Raw genomic sequence first — 19,495 nt, forward strand, 5'->3', positions numbered from 1 at the left:
AAAAAATTTGTAGCAAGTAGGGGCATCCCTTACGAATGACCAATGACTAATGACTAATGACCAATTTCTCACACAAATATGCAAATGCAGAAAAAAAAAGTGTTATGGATAAAATGGTTGGTAATTTTATGCTGTTTAACTGCTCTTGTTGTTGCTATTTCCATTTTCGTATTTCCTACGCTTCTATTTGAAAAAAGCATCACGCAAAAAGCAATTCTCTTGCTGGAAGGCAAACTTCCCTCCTCCGCTCAAACAGGCACTGTATCGTATCACTGGCCTAACCAAATACGTATTTCCCATATTATTCTGCAAAAGCAAAACAGTGACCAGAAAACTACAACGCAGCTTGATGACATACAGGGTACGTTAAAGCTGTTTCCCCTCTTATGGAACCAGGTTATTTTTGAAAAAATTGAGGTTAAACAAATAAACTACGAAAATAGTTTATTGATTGAAGACTTGTTTACCGATACACTTTCTCTTAAAGACGACGTGATAACTACTCATGTCCAATTTAAAGCAAATGGCGGTAAAACATATCTTCACGGCGTTATAGAACTCAACAGGGATATACCGGAATTTAATATAACAATCAAAGCGCAGGATGTTTACATAACACAAGAAATGCCTGTGTTACGTGATTTGCCTTTATTTAAAAATGATGGAAGCGAGGCAGGCGGCATTCTGAACATTGAAGGGTATTTGATAGGAAAAGGTTTTGGCAGAAATACACTGAACAAAGATATTAAAGGCAACTTTACCCTCAGCATCCGGAACGGCTATATTAAAAGCAATGTGCTTTTTTCCGCTTTGTCAGATATTATTACCATAAATGACCTCTATTCATTTGATTTGTTAGAAACAGAAGTGCTGATTGAGGAGGAAACAATGTATACCCCAAAAGCAATCGTTGATAGTCAGCTATTAAAGATGGAGGCGTCAGGTATGATAGGATTCGGAGGAAAACTATTTTATAAAGCAAATGTCACGGTGAATGAAAGATTCGTAAACAAGGACATAGAAAAGATTACAGGAACTGCTTTCAGGCAAAATGCCATTCCATTGGAGATACGAGGCTACATAAACGACCCGAAGATTTCAATAAAACTTTCTCAGGAAAACGTGGAACAGCTTGTTAAGGGTATCGCAAATGATTTCTTACGTATTAATAAGGAAAGAAAGGCAAGCAGGCAAGAGGAGGACGACCATAAATGATATGGATTGATTATTCGATTTTTGTTGTTTTGTTTTTTGCAATACTATTTGGATTTGTCAACGGCCCTGTAATGCAATTTCTCAGAATAGTATGCCTGCTCATCTCTTTTTTTGCCGCTTTTTTCTTCCACGGAGTAATTAGCAATATCCTGAAAGGCATTTTATCCCAATCTATTACGGATTTATTGAGTTATTTTACCATTTTCGGTGTAGTCTTAGCCGTAACGTGCTTTATTACAAATCTGTTAAAAATCGTTATCAATAAAGGCGGCATATCTGCTGGGTCGAGGTTTTTCGGTGGTTTTTTGGGGGTTTTTAAAGGGGTTCTCTTTTGCGGAGTAATTATCTTTGGTGTGCTATTATTCTGCAGTGAATCAACGCGTGATACGGTAAATACCTCAAAAATAGCAGCACCAATAGGGAAAGGCATGCACCGATTAGTTGCAATTATTCCTGAAAGCGTAGCAAATAAAGTACGCTCTTACTCAGAAAAGATTGATGCACTAAAGACTCAAAAGGGAAAAGAAGCGGTTAAGAAGAAAGAAGAACCGCCCTTGAGTTCTAAATAAGTTTAGGCGAAACAACCCCCTTGTATTATTAATACGGTGTAATCGGCAGTCAGAAGTCAGAAGTCGGCAATCTGCCGTCTGCCGATTTTTTTAATCTGTGCAATCTGTGGTTTCGTCTGTAATATTTCATATTTATCAGTTCCTCAATTTGCAGACTGTAGACTGTAGACTGTAGACTGCCGTCTGTAATCTTAAGCATTACTATGTAACAATAATATTTTGTTTGACAATCCATATTTTTTATATATTCTTACTTTTTTGTTGGGTTCTTTATAAATTTGATATAAGTTCTTTTAAATCAACAACTTTCTAAAAAGGAGCTTTCGGTAAATGAGTCCTCTTTCGAAAAACTTTCTTCGGGCAAGCTTGGTTTATTTTTTAATAGCGGCAATAATTGGCGCCGTTATGATATCCATGAAAAGCTATCCCGCGCAGTTATTGTTTACCCATGTACATTTAAACCTTTTGGGATGGATGTCCATGATGATCTTTGGTGTTGGATATCATATCCTGCCAAGGTTTACCGGTAGGCCTCTTGCCTATCCTAAAATAGGCACACTTCAATTCTATCTTGCAAATATCGGGCTTGTAGGTATGGTCTGTTTTCGTCCGATTCATCCCCTGGTAGAAATTTTTGCTGGCATCGAAGTCATTGCCATCGGCCTTTTTGTTGTAAATATTTGGGTCAGCACCATACCGCCGAAACCAGAGCAGGAATAATCTTAAAATAGGAGATTTTACAGTTATGTATACTATCGGAATAGACATTGGTTCTATGTCAACCAATGGAATTCTTTTAAATGATAAGAAGGAGATACTTTCTGCAACTATCATCGCAACCGGTGCAAGCAGTAAAAAAGCCGCGGAAAAAACCCTTCAACAAATATTTACAGAGCATAATCTTACAGAAAAAGATATTAATTATATTGTAGCCACAGGCTATGGGCGCGTAAAAGTTCCTTTTGCCAATGAAGTAATAACGGAAATCACTTGCCATGCAAAAGGTGCGAATTATTACTTTCCTGGCGCCAGGACAATTATTGATATTGGTGGACAGGACAGTAAGGTTATCAAAATCGATGGAAACGGCAATGTGCTTGATTTTGTTATGAACGACAAGTGCGCCGCCGGTACCGGCCGCTTTCTGGAAGTTATGGCAAGAACGCTGGAAATTGAGCTGGAAGAAATGGGAGAGATTTCCCTGCACGGAAAAGATAACGTTTCCGTGAGCAGCCTTTGTACCGTTTTTGCAGAATCGGAGGTTGTATCGCTTATTGGCGCCGACCACAAAACGGCGGATATATGTCGTGGATTGCATATTTCAATCGCAAAACGTATTACCGCACAAGTAAAACGGGTAGGGTTGGAACAAAAGGTTGCCATGACAGGCGGCGTTGCAAAAAATATTGGCGTAGTAACAGAGCTGGAAAAAAACCTTGGCTGCAAAATTGAAATCTCAGAAGAGCCGCAAATTAACGGTGCGCTTGGGGCGGCGTTAATAGCGCTGGAAAAAGCGCAGGCGCAAAGCAACGTCTCTATGTCACTGTCAGGGTCAGACAACAGCAAAAGTTTACTTGAAACTTCTATCGCGGATTTTTCCATTGAAGAAAGCAATTTGCCCAAGATCGGATATTTTTGCTCTTATACCCCGGTAGAAATTATTCATGCCGCAGGGTTTCATCCTGTCAGGATTAAAGGGACAGAACATGATTCATGCGCTGCTGATGAGGTGCTCTGCGGAAACATCTGCCCTTATATAAAGGCTGTTACCGATAGAAAGATTGAAGGCAGTCTTGAGGATTTTCAGGGAATGGTATTTGTCAATTCCTGTGACGGGATGCGGCGCCTTTACGATGCCTGGATAAAAATGGACGAAGGGAAAGGGCGATTTAACTATATGTTGGATATTCCTAAAAATATTGACGACGCTGCGGTTTACTATTACGCCAACCTTCTCAAAAAATTTAAAGAGAGGCTCGAATCATACTTCACCATGAAAATCCTGCCTGACGACATCAACCGGAGTATTGCAGTCTATAACTCGGTACGGGAAAAAGTAGGGCAATGTTTGCAAAAATACTGGAACGGATATATTGCCCATTCGGGATACGAGATGTTTTCCCTGCTGAAAAAAGGAGTAAATGCAGTTCCAGAGAAGTTTAACACCTATTTAACGCATATTATTAAGCAGGGGGATGGCATACGCGACACACGCGAAATACCGCGGTTATTCATCTGGGGCAGCATTATGGAGAATGAAAAAATAATGAAGATTATAGAGGATGCTGGCGCAAAGGTTGTGGCGGAAGACCTATGTAACGGCAGCCGGTATTTTGACGCCGTGGTGAGTATAAACGAAGAGCCTATTTTGTCCATTGCAAAACGGTATATCAAAAGAAACCCCTGTTCCCGTATGGAAAATATCTTTGACCGGATTAATAAGGCATTAACGATTATGCAGGAAAAATCAATCCATGCCTCAATTTACCACACATTAAAGTTCTGCGACCATAATCTTCTGGATTACCCCATGATAAAAAAGACTTTCCATGAAAAAAATATTCCGCTTCTCCATTTGAATTGCGACTACTCGTTAAGCAGCGAAGGACAAATCAAAACACGCGTTGAAGCCTTCCTTGAACAATTAATGGTTGCCCCAAAATAAGAAATACGTTAAAATTTTTCATATGTCATTAATTTTAAAACTAAAGGAATGGGCAACCTCGCTCATGCAGCGGCACTCACAGTTGCTTGTCAGAGAAGGATTGCGGCTTTATAAGATATATCTCTTTTTCTTCCGCAATAAGAAAAGCGATGGATTCCGTTCGTTGCAAGTCCAGATACACGTTGGGGTAAAACATCTTTTTAACGTGTATGCGCATCCTGACCGGACTATATGGACAACTATGTTTGTCCCCTCTGAAATATTGTTTGCCATGGGGCTTTATCCCTTTTGCCTTGAGATCGGAGCTGCCCTTTTTGCCGGAATAGGCCAAAGCTCCCGCGGGCTTATAGAAGCTGAATCAAGAGGTGTTTCCACTGATATCTGCACCTTTCACCGTGCTGCAATCGGCCATGCATATAGAAACGTTTTCCCGAAGAATATTCTACAGGTCGCCACGACAACACTATGTGACAACAATACCAAAACGGCAAAACTGTGCGAATGTCTGACGGGAAAGGACACTGTCCTAATAGACATCCCTTACGAAGAAGATGAATATTCCGTTCAATACCTTGCCAAGCAACTGGAAGATCTAGTCAAATATCTGGAAAAAGCAACAGGTAGAAAGATGAGGCATGAAGCATTGGAACAAGCCTTTGAATACTCAAACAAAACACGGGAAAAGATTCTTGAAATCAACGAATTAAGAAAAGACCCCCTTTGCCCTCTGAAAGGCAGCAATGCCTTAGGATTTATGTTTCCCACATATCTGCTTATCGGTTCCGGATTAGCCCTTGAATTTTATTCCAGTTTGGCGGATGAATTGCGCGAAAAGATTGCAGAAAACAAGGTAAATTCCCCTAAAACCTTGCCAACAAATCAAATCAAAATCCTCTGGCTGGAATTAAAACCCTATTTCAATGTGGATTTCCTGCAAAATCTTGAAGAAAAAGAGAACGTTAAAATTGTCTTTGAAGAAACAAACTATGTTTACTGGGATAAGCTTGATGCGCAAAAACCATACGAAAGCCTTGCCAGAAAACACATTATGAACACCTATAACGGTCCGCTGGAACGGCGCATAGAAGTAGCAAAAATGCTTGCCCGTGAGTACGATGTTGACGGCGTCGTTGTGTTTTCTTCATGGGGATGCAGAAGAAATAATGCCGCTGTACCCACTATTAAAAAAGAACTCAACAAAATAGGCTATCCCTTCCTCAGTCTTGATGGTGATTGCGTAGACGATAAAAACTACATGCCCGGACAGTTTTCTACAAGAATTGAAGGCTTCCTGGAAATGATACGCGGAAAAAGAGCATCTGCCGCTCAACGTGAAACGTGTGTTGTTTCTTAAAAAACCTAACCGTTCCATCGTAAAAGCAAAGATGCTCATTGTTTTTTACCCTGCCTTTTTCATATGGTAATAGTTTACCGCTGATTTTTAGCTCTAAACTCAACCTGTACAAGCCAGAATCAAATAAGAACGAAATACGAAAGGGGAACCACAGATTACACAGATTTCGCAGATTAAAAGATTCATAACACTTTAGTTTCTTGAAATTTTTTTATCGATGGGTCTGCTTCGCTTGCCCCATCCTACACAACTAACGCCATCGTTGTCAGTATTTTTCAAAAAGCGAAGGTGTTGCCAATTAAGAAAATAACACAATGAGAGCCTTCGTATTAGTTGTTATCTTTCTGTTAATATCATATTACACACATTACACACACAGCGCAGAAGCTGAAAACGATTCTTCTCTGCTTCACACGGATACAGACATCCAAAACCCAGCCGATACCACATCCTTCAATTTGCTAAGCATGAACATCGAAGACCTTATGGAAATAGAGATTGCTACTGTTTATGCCGCATCCAAATACAAACAGAAGGTGACTGAAGCCCCCTCATCCGTTAGCATTGTCACCGTCGATGATATAAAGAAATACGGATACCGCACCCTTGCCGATATTTTGAGAAGTATAAGGGGGCTTTATGTGACGTATGACCGAAATTATTCTTATCTTGTCTCTATGGGATTTTTGCGTTCGGGCGATTACAACTCGCGATACCTTAGCATGGTGGACGGGCTTCGCCTTAATGATGCGGTTTACGATACGGCATCCATCGGGACGGAATTCGTTCTGGATGTTGACCTCATTGACCGTGTTGAGGTGATCCGGGGACCTGGTTCTTCCCTGTACGGAAGCAACGCCTTCTCTTATTATGATAGCAACGGCAGAAGCCGCCTGTATACTACGGAGAATTTGCGCAGAGTAGTAGTGGCGAAAAAATTTCCTCCCCTATTATGTTGAAATTTAACCATAGTGGTATTTTGGGACGAAATAAAAAAGCAGGCAAATGTGATTTGCCTCCTATAAAAAAAGAAAATATATGTTACATTGGAGTAGTATGACGTTTCATTAAAATTACACGTATAAATCTGAAGCATTAAAAATATTCAGGCTTCGTACCTTTGGGACAATACTGTGGCTTTTATACGCAATCTTTCAATAAAACGACGGCTTACCATTATAAATATGTCAACCACAGGCATCGTTTTGCTGCTGGTGGTTTTTTCTTTGTTTGCAAATTATTATTTTTCATTGCGTTATTCATTGATAGAAGAACTTACCCTCCATGCAAAAATGATTGGACAGAATTGCACTGCGGCGCTGTCTTTTAATGACCAGGCAGTAGCCAGTGAAATGCTCAATGCATTAAAGGCAGACCGCAATATTGTTTATGCCGCGGTGCATACCAATGATGGCGCATTGTTCGCAGAAGCGCCGTCCAGCAATAATAGTGGAAAAGGGTGCTACCAGCCGTACGTCCCGTTGAAAGAGGGATATCATATTGAACGAAACCATTTGTGTATTTTGCAAAATATCGTTCTGGATGATGAATTTATCGGGACGATATATATCGCAACCGATTTAAATAAATTGTATATTCCTTTGGCGTGGTATGCAGGCATTACCGGTGCTATTATAGCCGCTTCGCTCGTTCTTGCTTTTTTGCTTATATCAAACCTTCAGAAAACAATTACAAGACCGATTTTATTATTACGCCATGCGGCAAACAGGATTGCGCACGGTGATTTTACGACACAGGCGGAAATCACATCAAAAGATGAGATTGGAGACCTTGCTATTTCCTTCAACAATATGACGGAACATTTGCAACGGACAGTAGTTTCCAAGAATTATGTGGACAATATAATAAAAAATATGGCCGAATCCCTTATTGTGACTATGCCGGATGGCGTTATTAAGACGGTTAATCAGATTACATGCGAACTCCTTGGATACAACAAAGAAGAATTTATTGGCAGGTCAATTTCAATGATATTGAAGGATGAACACCATGCCGGCAGGACGTTGCTTAACACTTTGATTGAACAGGGCGCTATCCGGCACACAGAAACAACCTACCTCTCAAAAACAGGGCAGCAGATTCCAGTCCTTTTTTCCTCTGCAATTATTCAGGGAGAAAACGGCGAAAATCAGGGATTCGTGCTTGTGGCATTAGACATAACCATGCGCAAAAACATGGAGGAAGAACTCCGGAATACCATAGAACAAAGGAACAGTACTATAAAAGAGATGAAGCACCTCATGTATTTTTCAAGCCTTATGAATGACGAAGTGCATGAAGAATCGCTGCTTAATAATTTGGGAATGGCATTGAAGGAGTATTTTTGCCCTGATATCCTTGCAATAATAACGCTTGATGCTGAAAGAAATATACTCGATATTCCCATCATAGATCCGCCAATGCCGAAAGAAGAACTCATTAAGATGGATATACTCCTGAATCCTTCCGGCTGCAGTGTGTTGCGCACCGGAAATGAACTTATAGTGAATGATATGAGCACGGAACCGGCCTGCGATTGTCTCAGTAGCAAATATAAAGAAGGAGGATGCGTTTGCGTTCCCCTTACTATGGGGGAAACGGCGATAGGCATGGCGCTGATGATAAAGAAAGAAAAGGGATTTTGGGATGATAGGGATATACGAAAACTTCTATTGGTTTATGCAGGACTGGCGTCATCTGCGCTTTACAGGGTCAGGCTTATGGAGTTCACCAAACATGCCGCAATAACAGACGCGCTAACCGGCGTATACAACAGGAGATTTTTTGAAGATATGTTTGAAAAACAACTTGCGTTGGCAAAGAGGAGCAATGAACCCCTGTGTCTCCTCATTGCAGACCTTGACCACTTTAAAAAACTGAATGATACTCATGGCCATATAACCGGAGATAAGGCGTTGCAGCAGGCGGCAAAAGCGATAAAAAAATGCCTGAGGTCGTCAGATATTCTGGCAAGGTACGGAGGAGAAGAATTTGTCATCATAATGCCCGCAACAAATATAACGAATGCCGTTGAAAAAGCAGAGATGTTCCGCCGGCAGATAAAGTCTCTACAAATTGATACAACTACATCAGAACATCCTGTTGCGATGACGATAAGCATCGGGGTTTCCTCTTTTCCGTCGCATGGAACTGAATGCAGTGCTTTGTTGCGATCCGCTGATAAGGCATTGTACAGGGCAAAAGAAAAAGGCAGAGATCGGGTTGAGGTATCGTATGTTATCGATTAAATTCGGACACTACCACTCATCGCTTGAGAACTCGTTTGTAGAAACTTTGCATACCATAAAAAGCGAAGATCCCTTATCTTCCATTGCCGTTATTGCTCCCACAAACTATATGCTTGAAAGGCTTCAGGAACGTTTGGTAAAGAAACATGACGTGTCGTTTCTTAACGTATTTTTTCTCAACTTCTATCTCCTGGCAAAAGAAATATGCAGGAATTCAAAAAATGATATCGGGCATATCCGGCAAGAACCTTTTATTTACGAAAGGATTATCACCAAACTTATCGAACAGGAGAGGTATCATACACCTTCCTTAAAAAATATAATATCGCCCACATCCATTGCCCGCTCAATGTTTCATTCTTTGCAAGACCTCACAGATGCCAATGTTAATGCAGAGGATTTAAGGGCAGTTATTAATGAACAACTTACCGGCGGCGCTGATATTCAAAAACTATCTGATATACCCCTGTTATTTACTCTTTTCCAAAACACGCTGAATTCATCCGGCATATCCCACGATTCAAACCTCTATCGTTCGGCGGCAAAATACGCTGCTGATTCTGAATATCTCGGAAAATTCAAATATATACTGGCATATGGTTTCTATGATTTAACCGGGGTGGAACAGGATTTTTTCTCTGAAATATTCAGATATTATCCGACAATATTGTTTTTGCCCTACAAGAAAAATCATGCCGCTTTTACCTACGTTAAACATTTCTACGAATCCTTTTTGTTGGGGATTGCACGGGACATTGAGGAGCTGCCTCCGGATGATCTACAGGGTTTTTCTTATTTAATGGACGCAGAATCGGGAAAAAAAACCTTTCTGCAGGGAGAATCCATGCATGACGTCCCTTCATTGGATAACCTTAGCATCATCAATGTATCCGGCAAACATGATGAAATATGGGTGATTGCAAAGGAAATACTCAAGCTTGCCAATAAAGGTTACGTAATCGGCGATATGGGCATTGTCGCAAGAGAGCTTGGGCCATATTTAAACATTATCCAGGAGGTTTTTCGGGAAAACGCAATCCCGTTTACCACACTTGACAAGGAACCGATAGAAAAATACCCTTTGTTTACCATTATAAAACAATTGCTCCTGCTGAATCGCGAAAATTTTTATCGTCCTATGGTTATCGATATTCTGGAATCACCCTATTTCAATATCCCTGTTCCTGAATTAAAAGACGTCCATACACGGCAGAATCTCTGGGATATTATCAGCAGGACAATTGGTATCCATAGCGGTATACGCTGCTGGTTGTCAAAACTTGAACAGTTAAAGAACGCAATGGCAGAGCCAGCGGAGGAAGATATTTTGCCTCGCAATATCAATATTCCCTGCGACCAAATTGAGTCGCTGAAAAATATAGTGCAGTTGTTGTCAAATGATTTGTTTTCCCTGCAGGAAAAGGCGACCTGGTCTCTAATGTGTAAAAAAACAAACCTCTTTCTTGATAAATATATACACATTCCTTCTGAAGGCACAGATCAGGAAATTGTAAAAAGGGACCTTTTTATTAAAGAAAGAATATTTTCCCTGTTAGACACATTGCCCATTCTCGATCGTATCGATAAAGAAATTACATACGATCAATTTGCAGATACCTTCATTAACGCCTGCAAACAGGAAGAGATCCTCGTCGGGACAGCTAATAATAAAGGCGTCAGGGTTATGAACGCCATGTCTGCCCGTGGTATACCATTCCGGATACTGTTTCTTGTCGGATTGAACGAAAAGGAGTTTCCACGCGCTATTTTTGAAGAACCCTTTTTGCCGGACCATACCCGAAGAATACTATCTGAAGCGCTTGGGAATCATATTCCTGAAAAACTAAGGGGTTTTGAGGAGGAACGTTTGTTATTTTATTTCCTGCTCAATGCCGCGCAGGAAAGGCTTTATCTTCTTTATGAACGTTCAGATGAGGCGGGAAAACCCAAAACCCCTTCCCACTACATAATGGACATCCTTCAAAATATAAAAGGAATACATTCCCGCAATGAGGATAAAGAAAACAAGTCTCCTGTAAAAATGAACGTTCCCCGCGGCATAAAAAACAAATTATGCAAAGAAGATGTATCACTGCTTACACCCAATGAGGCCGTGATTCGTATGGCGCTGGAGCATATAGACCCCTCACATTGCATTAATGCAATCGGTGGTAACCTGGCAGCCTATACACGTTCCAAATCAGCGCTGCAGGCGATAGAAGGTTTTAGTCCGTATCTCTCAGCATATGATGGTATTGTTTCCGATGGGGAACATTGGTACAAAAATCGTGTACAAAAAGGTTTTAACCCTACGATGCTTGAAACGTTTGGCGCATGCCCATTCCAATTTTTTATGAGAGAAATACTGCAACTGGAACCGTTGGAAGAGCCGGAAAAGAGTGAAACCATATCCTTGCCCAAACTGGGCAATATCTATCATGGCATATTAGATACATTATATTGCCATTTAAAAGAAAAGGGACATTTCAGGGGGAAAGCCGCCAATATAAACTCTGTTGAATACCTGCATAAAATTGCAAATGAATCATTCGTGAAAATGGAAAAACAAATGCCAATTCCCTATCCGCTCCTATGGGAACTCAAAAAGGATGAAATAGTCGCCGCTTTAATACATTTCCTGACATGGGATCTTAAACAAATTGAACACACGGGCTATAGTCCCGCTTTTTTGGAAGAAAGGCTGCGAATAGCATTGCCAAACGATAAATTTGAGGGACATCCGGCAATTTCTTTTAACGGAAAGATTGACAGAATAGATGTAAAGAAAAGCGGACAGGAAATATATTTCCGTCTGGTGGATTACAAAACCGGAAAGGCGGGCACTGAAAATTTGTTAAAAGCCGCCGTGTGCGGGCAAAAACTGCAACTGCCATTTTACATATCAATGGCAGAACAGTTCATGGTAAATACCTATAGAAAGGAGGTCTCCCTTCCCTCTGAAATAATATTCGACGAGGCATCATTCGTTTATATTGCACGCGGCATGAATGATGAAAATGGAGAAAGATGCCCGCAAAAAAATACCATAAATAACAATGACTGGACACAGCATAAAGAACTCTTCTGGACAACCGTCCATGAATTCATGACTATCATTCGCCAGGGATTGTTCCCCGCCACGGGAAAAGAAAAAAACTGTCAGTGGTGTAAATTCTCTACCCTATGCAGAAAAGGACACCAACCCTCCCGCTTCAGGCAGGAAAACGATGAAAGGTTGCTGAACTACAGAAATAATATTACGAATAAAATTACAAAAACCAGATAAATTTGAAGCGGCAAAAATTTCAAAACGCCTGATTCGGGGGCATTTGGCTTGATATCAAATATTATGCGAGTCTTTTTTAAAGCCTGAAATATTTCTTTTAATGGAGATTTGGAAACGCTGCGGGTTTCGCCGTATTCTTTTTGTGGCCTACTAAGCACAAATACATGCCTGAAACGGCTGGTTTCGTTGCTTTCAGGGACGCTACCCAATATTTTAGTTCAACTATTTGTCGCTTATTGTTGAGTTATTTCTTTCATTACAACCCTCTGAGATTATTAATCTTTCTTATGTCCAATCTTGGCAAGATATTACAGTCGTTTTGCTCTATGCAGCATCTGACGGCAAAAAATCACAATAGTGTAAAGATTCGAAGAATATTCTAAATAATATTAATGTATAAGCCTAAGTAGTATTGCATGTTATAAGAATATTTTCAAAATATTATCGAATTTAAAGATTGAAATAATAGTTTTTGATGGTATTATTTCCGAAGTTCAATTTTTCTTGTGAACGCTGCTCGTTGAATACTAATGTTATGTCAGGAAATATAAAACAAAAAATATTTTACTTTTTGCTTGATATCTTGATAATTAAATAGTATATTAAGGAAATGAGTGGTTTTGGTAGTTTTGTTCTTTTACAATTTAGAAGTCAATTGCGTGCGAGTGCAAAAGCCATAACAATTTCTTTTTTTTGAATAGATGTAAAATTAAATAGCCAGTTATTTTGGTTAGCCTTTTATTGTTTTATGAAGGGTATGATCTTGGCTCAGAACGAACGCTGGCGGCGTGGATTAGGCATGCAAGTCGAACGAGGAAGCGCTCCGTAAGGGGCGCAAGCCTAGTGGCGAAAGGGTGAGTAATGCATTGATAACCTGCCTTTGAGATGGGAATAACTGCGTTTCGAGCAATCGGAACTACCGAAAGGGCTGCTAATACCCAATAATACTATAGGTGCAAAAGTGCTTATGGTCAAATGCTAGGAATTCTGTTCCTTGTGCTTAAAGAGGGGTTAATGTCCTATCAGCTAGTTGGTGGGGTAATGGCCTACCAAGGCAAAGACGGGTAGCCGGCTTGAGAGGGTGGTCGGCCACACTGGGACTGAGACACTGCCCAGACTCCTACGGGAGGCTGCAGTCGAGAATCTTTCGCAATGCCCGAAAGGGTGACGAAGCGACGCCGCGTGTGGGAAGAAGGCCTTCGGGTTGTAAACCACTGTCGGGAGTTAGGAAATGCAGGAGCGTTAATAGCGCGCTTGCTTGACTAAGGCTCCAAAGGAAGCCACGGCTAACTCTGTGCCAGCAGCCGCGGTAATACAGAGGCGGCAAGCGTTGTTCGGAATTATTGGGCGTAAAGAGCACGTAGGCGGCCTTGCAAGTCAGTTGTGAAAGCCTTCCGCTTAACGGGAGAACGGCATCTGATACTACAGGGCTTGAGTACGGGAGGGGAGAGTGGAACTTCTGGTGGAGCGGTGAAATGCGTAGATATCAGAAGGAACGCCGGCGGCGAAAGCGACTCTCTGGCCCGAAACTGACGCTGAGTGTGCGAAAGCTAGGGGAGCAAACGGGATTAGATACCCCGGTAGTCCTAGCCGTAAACGATGGGCACTAAGTAGAGGGGTTTTGATTATCTCTCTGCCGGAGCTAACGCATTAAGTGCCCCGCCTGGGGAGTACGGCCGCAAGGCTAAAACTCAAAAGAATTGACGGGGGCTCGCACAAGCGGTGGAGCATGTGGCTTAATTCGATGCAACGCGAAGAACCTTACCGGGGCTTGACATGGTAGAAGTAGAATCCTGAAAGGGTGACGATCGGTATCCAGTCCGAAGCTATCACAGGTGTTGCATGGCTGTCGTCAGCTCGTGTCGTGAGACGTTGGGTTAAGTCCCCTAACGAGCGAAACCCTTGTCTTTAGTTGCTAACAGGTAATGCTGAGCACTTTAAAGAGACTGCCGTCGTTAAGACGGAGGAAGGTGGGGATGACGTCAAGTCATCATGGCCCTTATGTCCCGGGCTGCACACGTGCTACAATGGTCGGTACAAGGGGATGCTAAGTCGTGAGATGGTGCGAAACCTATAAAGCCGATCTCAGTTCAGATTGGAGGCTGAAACTCGCCTCCATGAAGTTGGAATCGCTAGTAATCGCGGATCAGCTACGCCGCGGTGAATATGTTCCCGAGCCTTGTACACACCGCCCGTCAAGCCACCCAAGCAAGATGCACCCAAAATCGCCTGCCTAACCCGCAAGGGAGGGAAGTGCCTAAGGTGTGTTTTGTGAGGAGGACTAAGTCGTAACAAGGTAGTCGTAGGAGAACCTGCGGCTGGATCACCTCCTTTCTAAGGATTGTTGTAACGGTTTTGTCTCGCGCGCAAAAGGCTTCTATTTTTTTTTGTAAGTTATATTGCCTTTGAAAACAGAGTGTGGCCCAAATGTTGCTCGATGGTTTGGGCCTATAGCTCAGTTGGTTTAGAGCATTCCCCTGATAAGGGAAAGGTCAGTGGTTCGAGTCCACTTAGGCCCACCATTTTCTTTTATACGTCCAGTCTGAGGGGGGATGTAGCTCAACTGGGAGAGCGCTGCCCTTGCAAGGCAGAGGTTAGCGGTTCGATCCCGCTCATCTCCACCAGTTTAATTTCTTTATGCAAGGTTTTCTGGTCTTGTTGCAACTGGCCGCCTGTTTTTGATAGCGAATCTTAAGCTTACGTAATTATATGCAGTTTGTTGTGATCATGGATTAGAGTATTTTATTTGATAAATAACAGCGTAGTATATACCTCGGTATTTGTCATCGCTAAAGATTGAAAATACTAAATTTCATGTCATAGTTTGTTCTTTGAAAAGTGAATACTTAACAGGTAGCAATTTGATTCTCGATTTATTAAGATATCAAGCCAATAAGGGTACATGGTGGATGTCTTGGCGCTGAGAGGCGATGAAGGACGTGGAAGACTGCGATAAGCTTCGGGGAGCTGCCAAACAAGCTTTGATCCGGAGATTTCCGAATGGGGCAACCTACTATAGGTTTATGCTATAGTATCTGCATCTGAATATATAGGGTGTAGAGGCGAACGGAGAGAATTGAAACATCTTAGTAACTCCAGGAAAAGAAAGAGAATTCGATTTCCTTAGTAGCGGCGAGCGAAAAGGAAAAAGCCTAAACCAACTATGTGTCAAGCCCTTGTGCGTTGCATAGTTGGGGTCGTGGGTGTTGCGGTGGCAGTACAAGGACTGCCTGTGAAGTTACAAATGTAATTTTTAGCTGAATAATACTGGAAAGAATAACCATAGAAGGTGATAGTCCTGTAAGTAAAAAGAATTACACTTCTAGCGCAACTACCCGAGTAACACCCGTCTCGTGGAAGCGGGTGTGAATTTAGGGAGTCCACTCTCTAAGGCTAAATACTACTCAGCGACCGATAGCGTACAAGTAGCGCGAGCGAAAGATGAAAAGAACCCCTGTTAGGGGAATGAAATAGAACCTGAAACCGTGTACTTACGAGCGGTGGGAGCACTATGATTCTTTAATTAGAATAATGTGTGACCGCGTGCCTTTTGCATAATGAACCGGCGACTTATTGTGTATTGCAGGTTAAGTCTTTATGGGACGAAGCCATAGCGAAAGCGAGTGTGAAAGCGCGAACTATATGTAGTACATAATAGACCCGAAACCATGTGATCTACCCTTGGTCAGGATGAAGCGAATGTAAAAATTCGTGGAGGTCCGAACGCACTTGCGTTGAAAAGCGAGGCGATGAACTGAGGGGAGGAGTAAAAGTCTAATCAAACTTGGTGATAGCTGGTTCTCTCCGAAATAGCTTTAGGGCTAGCCTTATGGTGTGAATATGATGGGGGTAGAGATACTGAATAGATTCTGGGGCCTACCAGGCTACCAAGTCCAATCAAACTCCGAATACCATTATATAAGTCATAGGAGACAGACATTGGGGGATAAGCTTCATTGTCAAAAGGGAAACAGCCCAGACCGACAGCTAAGGTCCCTAAAATAGACTAAGTGATAAAGGAAGTGAGAGTGCAGAGACAGTTAGGATGTTGGCTTAGAAGCAGCAATCATTTAAAAAGTGCGTAATAGCTTACTAACCGAGCATTCTTGCGCCGAAAATATTACGGGACTAAGTTTATTACCGAAGCTTCGGATTGTTTGAATTATTTATAATTTGAGCAGTGGTAGGAGAGCGTTCTATGTTAGGTTGAAGAGAGACTGTAAAGACTCTTGGACGATATAGAAGTGATTATGCCGGTATAAGTAGCGATAATATAAGTGAGAATCTTATTCGCCGTAAGCCTAAGGTTTCCTGGGGAAGGTAAATCCGCCCAGGGTTAGCCGGAGCCTAAGTCGAGGCTGAAAGGCGTAGACGATGGACAACAGGTTAATATTCCTGTGCTACCATAATAGCGTTGAACATGGGGGGACAGAGGTGCAAAGGTTAGCAAGCCTAATAGACACGGTTTGTTCAAGCCGGAGATGTTATTCCAGGAAAATCCGGAATGCTAAAACATCGATGGTGAGTACGTTGGCGTAAGCCTATAAGTAACCGGAGCATCTCTCAAGAAAAGCCTCGATTGTGAGTTATTGTGGTATCCGTACTAAAACTGACACAGGTAGGCAGGGAGAGAATCCTAAGGCGCTCGAGAGAACCCTCGTTAAGGAACTCGGCAAAATTACTCCGTAACTACGGGAGAAGGAGTGCCTCAAGTAAAATTGAGGCCACAGTAAAAAGACCCGGGCGACTGTTTACTAAAAACACAGGTCTCTGCTAAGATTTAAAATCAACGTATAGAGACCGACGCGTGCTCGATGCCAGAAAGTTAAGGGGATGGGTTAGTGTCTGAAAAGATGCGAAGCTCAGAACCGAAGCTCTGGTGAATGGCGGCTCTAACTATGAGAGTCCTAAGGTAGCGAAGTTCCTTGTCGGCTAACTTCCGACGTGCATGAATCGCGTAACGACTTGGGTACTGTCTCAACGAGGGACTCGGCGAAATTGTAGTCGTGGTGAAGATGCCACGTACCCGCGGCAAGACGGAAAGACCCCGTGAACCTTTACTGTAGCCTATTATTGGGTTTTGGTACAATTTGCGTAGGATAGGTGGGAGACTTTGAAGTCTCGGTTTTGGCCGGGATGGAGTCGCCGTTGAAATACCACCCTTGTTATGCTAAAATTCTAACCAAATGCCGTGAATCCGGGTTTGGGACAGTGGTAGGTGGGCAGTTTGACTGGGGCGGTCTCCTCCAAAAGAGTAACGGAGGAGTCCAAAGGCTTCCTCAGTGCGGTTGGCAATCGCACGTAGAGTGTAAGGGTAGAAGGAAGCTTAACTGCGAGACATATAAGTCGAGCAGGTGTGAAAGCAGGGCCTAGTGATCCGGTGGTTGTGTGTGGAAACGCCATCGCTCAACAGATAAAAGGTACTCCGGGGATAACAGGCTTATCGCCCCCGAGCGTCCATAGCGGCGGGGCGGTTTGGCACCTCGATGTCGGCTCGTCGCATCCTGGGGCTGGAGAAGGTCCCAAGGGTTCTGGAGTTCACAGATTAAAGCGGCACGCGAGCTGGGTTTAGACCGTCGTGAGACAGGTCGGTCCCTATCTGTCGTGGGTGTGTGATATTTGAGGAGATCTGTCCTTAGTACGAGAGGACCGGGATGGACGTACCACTGGTGTACCAGTTGTCGTGCTAACGGCATAGCTGGGTAGCTATGTACGGAAAGGATAAATGCTGAAAGCATATAAGCATGAAACCTACTCCAAAACTAGATATCATTTTCTTTTAGAAGAGAGACACCTTGTAGACTACGAGGTTGATAGGCCAGAGGTGTAAGTATAGTAATATATTTAGCTGACTGGTACTAATTTGTCGAAAAGCTTGAATTCTTTATTTAAATCGCGTTTCAATTTGTTACCGTTAAGTTATTCATTATTGTATATTAGTAATTTTCTTGATACGTTTTCAGAAAAAATATCAAACATTGGCAGTTTCGTTTTAAATGTTATTGTTTTGAAAAAGAGTAAAATTTTAAGTTGATTGATTTATAAATTTCCGGTGGGTATAGTAAGAATGAAACACCCGTTTCCATTCCGAACACGGTAGTTAAGCTTCTTACGCTGATGGTACTGGTGAAAGCTGGGAGAGTAAGTTACTGCCGGGAATAAATAATAAAACCCGTCCCGATACATCGGGATGGGTTTTATTATTTGTAGCTTAATTTTTTATAATTTAAATCAGCAGAAAATAATGAAATCTATAATAATGAAAGTGTTAAGCAATTTTTAATTAGTGTCTGAATGAACAATGTATAAATAATAATTCTATTGGTAGTTAAGGCTAATTATTGTAACAAAAAATTCTCTTTCAGGATTTAGGTTGTATTTTCAAGTTTTATAGGTGAAATTTAAATTAAAGGTAGTCCATCATGGATTCAGAGGAAGAGAAGTTCAAGGAATTTCTTTATTCTCGAGGTTTAAAGTATACAACAGAACGGAAGTCTGTTTTTAATCATGTGTTTGAAAGCCATAAACACTTTGAGGCAGATGAGTTGTTAGTGGATTTGAGGCTGAATGGTATTAAAGTGTCAAAAGCGACGATTTATCGTTCTCTTGCTCTGCTTGTCGAAAGTGGGTTGTTAAGAGAAGTTATATCTGGTGAAAGGCACACGCATTATGAACATGTTCATGGACAGGAACATCATGATCATTTAGTATGCGATAACTGCGGTAGAATTATCGAATTTTTTGAAAAAAAAATTGAAAATTTACAAATTGCGGTATGTAAAAAAAATAAATTCGTTCCAAAATCACATCGATTACAAATTCAAGGATTGTGTGAAGATTGTTTTAAAAAAACCTGACAAAAAATTATGTCATTAAGGGAATTTTTGTAGAAAGGGTATTTATATGTCTAGGGTTTGTGAGATATGCAAAAAAAAGACAGTAGCGGGCAATCAGATTGAAACGAGAGGTTTGGCAAAATGGAAAGGTGGCGTAGGGAAAAAAATTACAGGGAAGACAAAACGAAAGTTTAAGCCTAATATACAAAAAGTAAAAGCACTGATTGATAAAAAAACGGTGAAAAGAATAAAAGTTTGTACGAGGTGCATTAGTGCTGGAAAAGTAATAAAAGCATTATGACCTTATGAATTAAAGATAAGT

At 41.6% G+C, this 19,495-nt stretch carries 10 protein-coding genes, 2 tRNA genes and 3 rRNA genes; all 15 read left to right on the forward strand.

Features of this window, described 5'->3' with window-relative positions; translation table 11 throughout:
• Positions 1-99 precede the first annotated feature (99 nt).
• The 15 genes from ABJL82_RS00390 (at position 100) to rpmB (ending at position 19,474) form a co-directional block, all read left to right on the forward strand.
• Positions 100-1,215: a hypothetical protein gene (locus ABJL82_RS00390; RefSeq protein WP_347272706.1), complete on the forward strand. Its 1,116-nt coding sequence runs from the start codon at positions 100-102 to the stop codon at positions 1,213-1,215.
• A complete protein-coding gene (locus ABJL82_RS00395) occupies positions 1,212-1,784 on the forward strand; it encodes a CvpA family protein (RefSeq protein ID WP_347272707.1) in 573 nt (190 codons plus the stop codon). Before ABJL82_RS00390 ends, ABJL82_RS00395 begins: the two co-directional genes overlap by 4 nt.
• Positions 1,785-2,114: 330 nt before the next feature.
• Positions 2,115-2,504: a hypothetical protein gene (locus ABJL82_RS00400; RefSeq protein ID WP_347272708.1), complete on the forward strand. Its 390-nt coding sequence runs from the start codon at positions 2,115-2,117 to the stop codon at positions 2,502-2,504.
• A gap of 25 nt (positions 2,505-2,529) precedes the next feature.
• The gene (locus ABJL82_RS00405) at positions 2,530-4,449 is read left to right on the forward strand and encodes an acyl-CoA dehydratase activase (protein WP_347272709.1); all 1,920 of its coding nucleotides are present in this window, start codon (positions 2,530-2,532) and stop codon (positions 4,447-4,449) included.
• Positions 4,450-4,471: 22 nt separating this feature from the next.
• Positions 4,472-5,803 carry a 2-hydroxyacyl-CoA dehydratase family protein gene (locus ABJL82_RS00410; protein ID WP_347272710.1) on the forward strand — a complete coding sequence of 444 codons (1,332 nt, stop codon included), beginning with the start codon at positions 4,472-4,474 and terminating at the stop codon, positions 5,801-5,803.
• 314 nt (positions 5,804-6,117) lie between these two features.
• Positions 6,118-6,762, forward strand: coding sequence for a Plug domain-containing protein (locus ABJL82_RS00415; RefSeq protein ID WP_347272711.1), 645 nt, complete (start codon positions 6,118-6,120; stop codon positions 6,760-6,762).
• A gap of 174 nt (positions 6,763-6,936) precedes the next feature.
• The gene (locus tag ABJL82_RS00420; protein ID WP_347272712.1) at positions 6,937-9,051 is read left to right on the forward strand and encodes a diguanylate cyclase; all 2,115 of its coding nucleotides are present in this window, start codon (positions 6,937-6,939) and stop codon (positions 9,049-9,051) included.
• Positions 9,038-12,337 carry a PD-(D/E)XK nuclease family protein gene (locus ABJL82_RS00425; RefSeq protein ID WP_347272713.1) on the forward strand — a complete coding sequence of 1,100 codons (3,300 nt, stop codon included), beginning with the start codon at positions 9,038-9,040 and terminating at the stop codon, positions 12,335-12,337. Before ABJL82_RS00420 ends, ABJL82_RS00425 begins: the two co-directional genes overlap by 14 nt.
• Positions 12,338-13,082: 745 nt before the next feature.
• Positions 13,083-14,671 (forward strand): 16S ribosomal RNA (locus ABJL82_RS00430).
• Between the two features lie 110 nt (positions 14,672-14,781).
• Positions 14,782-14,859, forward strand: a tRNA-Ile gene (locus tag ABJL82_RS00435).
• A gap of 26 nt (positions 14,860-14,885) precedes the next feature.
• Positions 14,886-14,961 (forward strand) — tRNA-Ala (locus ABJL82_RS00440).
• Between the two features lie 258 nt (positions 14,962-15,219).
• Positions 15,220-18,220 (forward strand): 23S ribosomal RNA (locus tag ABJL82_RS00445).
• A gap of 165 nt (positions 18,221-18,385) precedes the next feature.
• Positions 18,386-18,495, forward strand: a 5S ribosomal RNA gene (gene rrf / locus ABJL82_RS00450).
• Together the 16S, 23S and 5S rRNA genes with 2 tRNA genes alongside form the textbook arrangement of a ribosomal RNA operon.
• Positions 18,496-18,759: 264 nt before the next feature.
• The gene (locus tag ABJL82_RS00455) at positions 18,760-19,194 is read left to right on the forward strand and encodes a Fur family transcriptional regulator (RefSeq protein WP_347272714.1); all 435 of its coding nucleotides are present in this window, start codon (positions 18,760-18,762) and stop codon (positions 19,192-19,194) included.
• A 46-nt stretch (positions 19,195-19,240) separates the two neighbouring features.
• Entirely contained in the window at positions 19,241-19,474 is a 234-nt protein-coding gene (gene rpmB, locus ABJL82_RS00460; RefSeq protein WP_347272715.1) for a 50S ribosomal protein L28, read from the forward strand.
• Positions 19,475-19,495: the final 21 nt, after the last annotated feature.

The sequence above is a fragment of the Candidatus Kuenenia sp. genome (assembly GCF_039794105.1).
Classification (GTDB): Bacteria; Planctomycetota; Brocadiia; order Brocadiales; family Brocadiaceae; genus Kuenenia.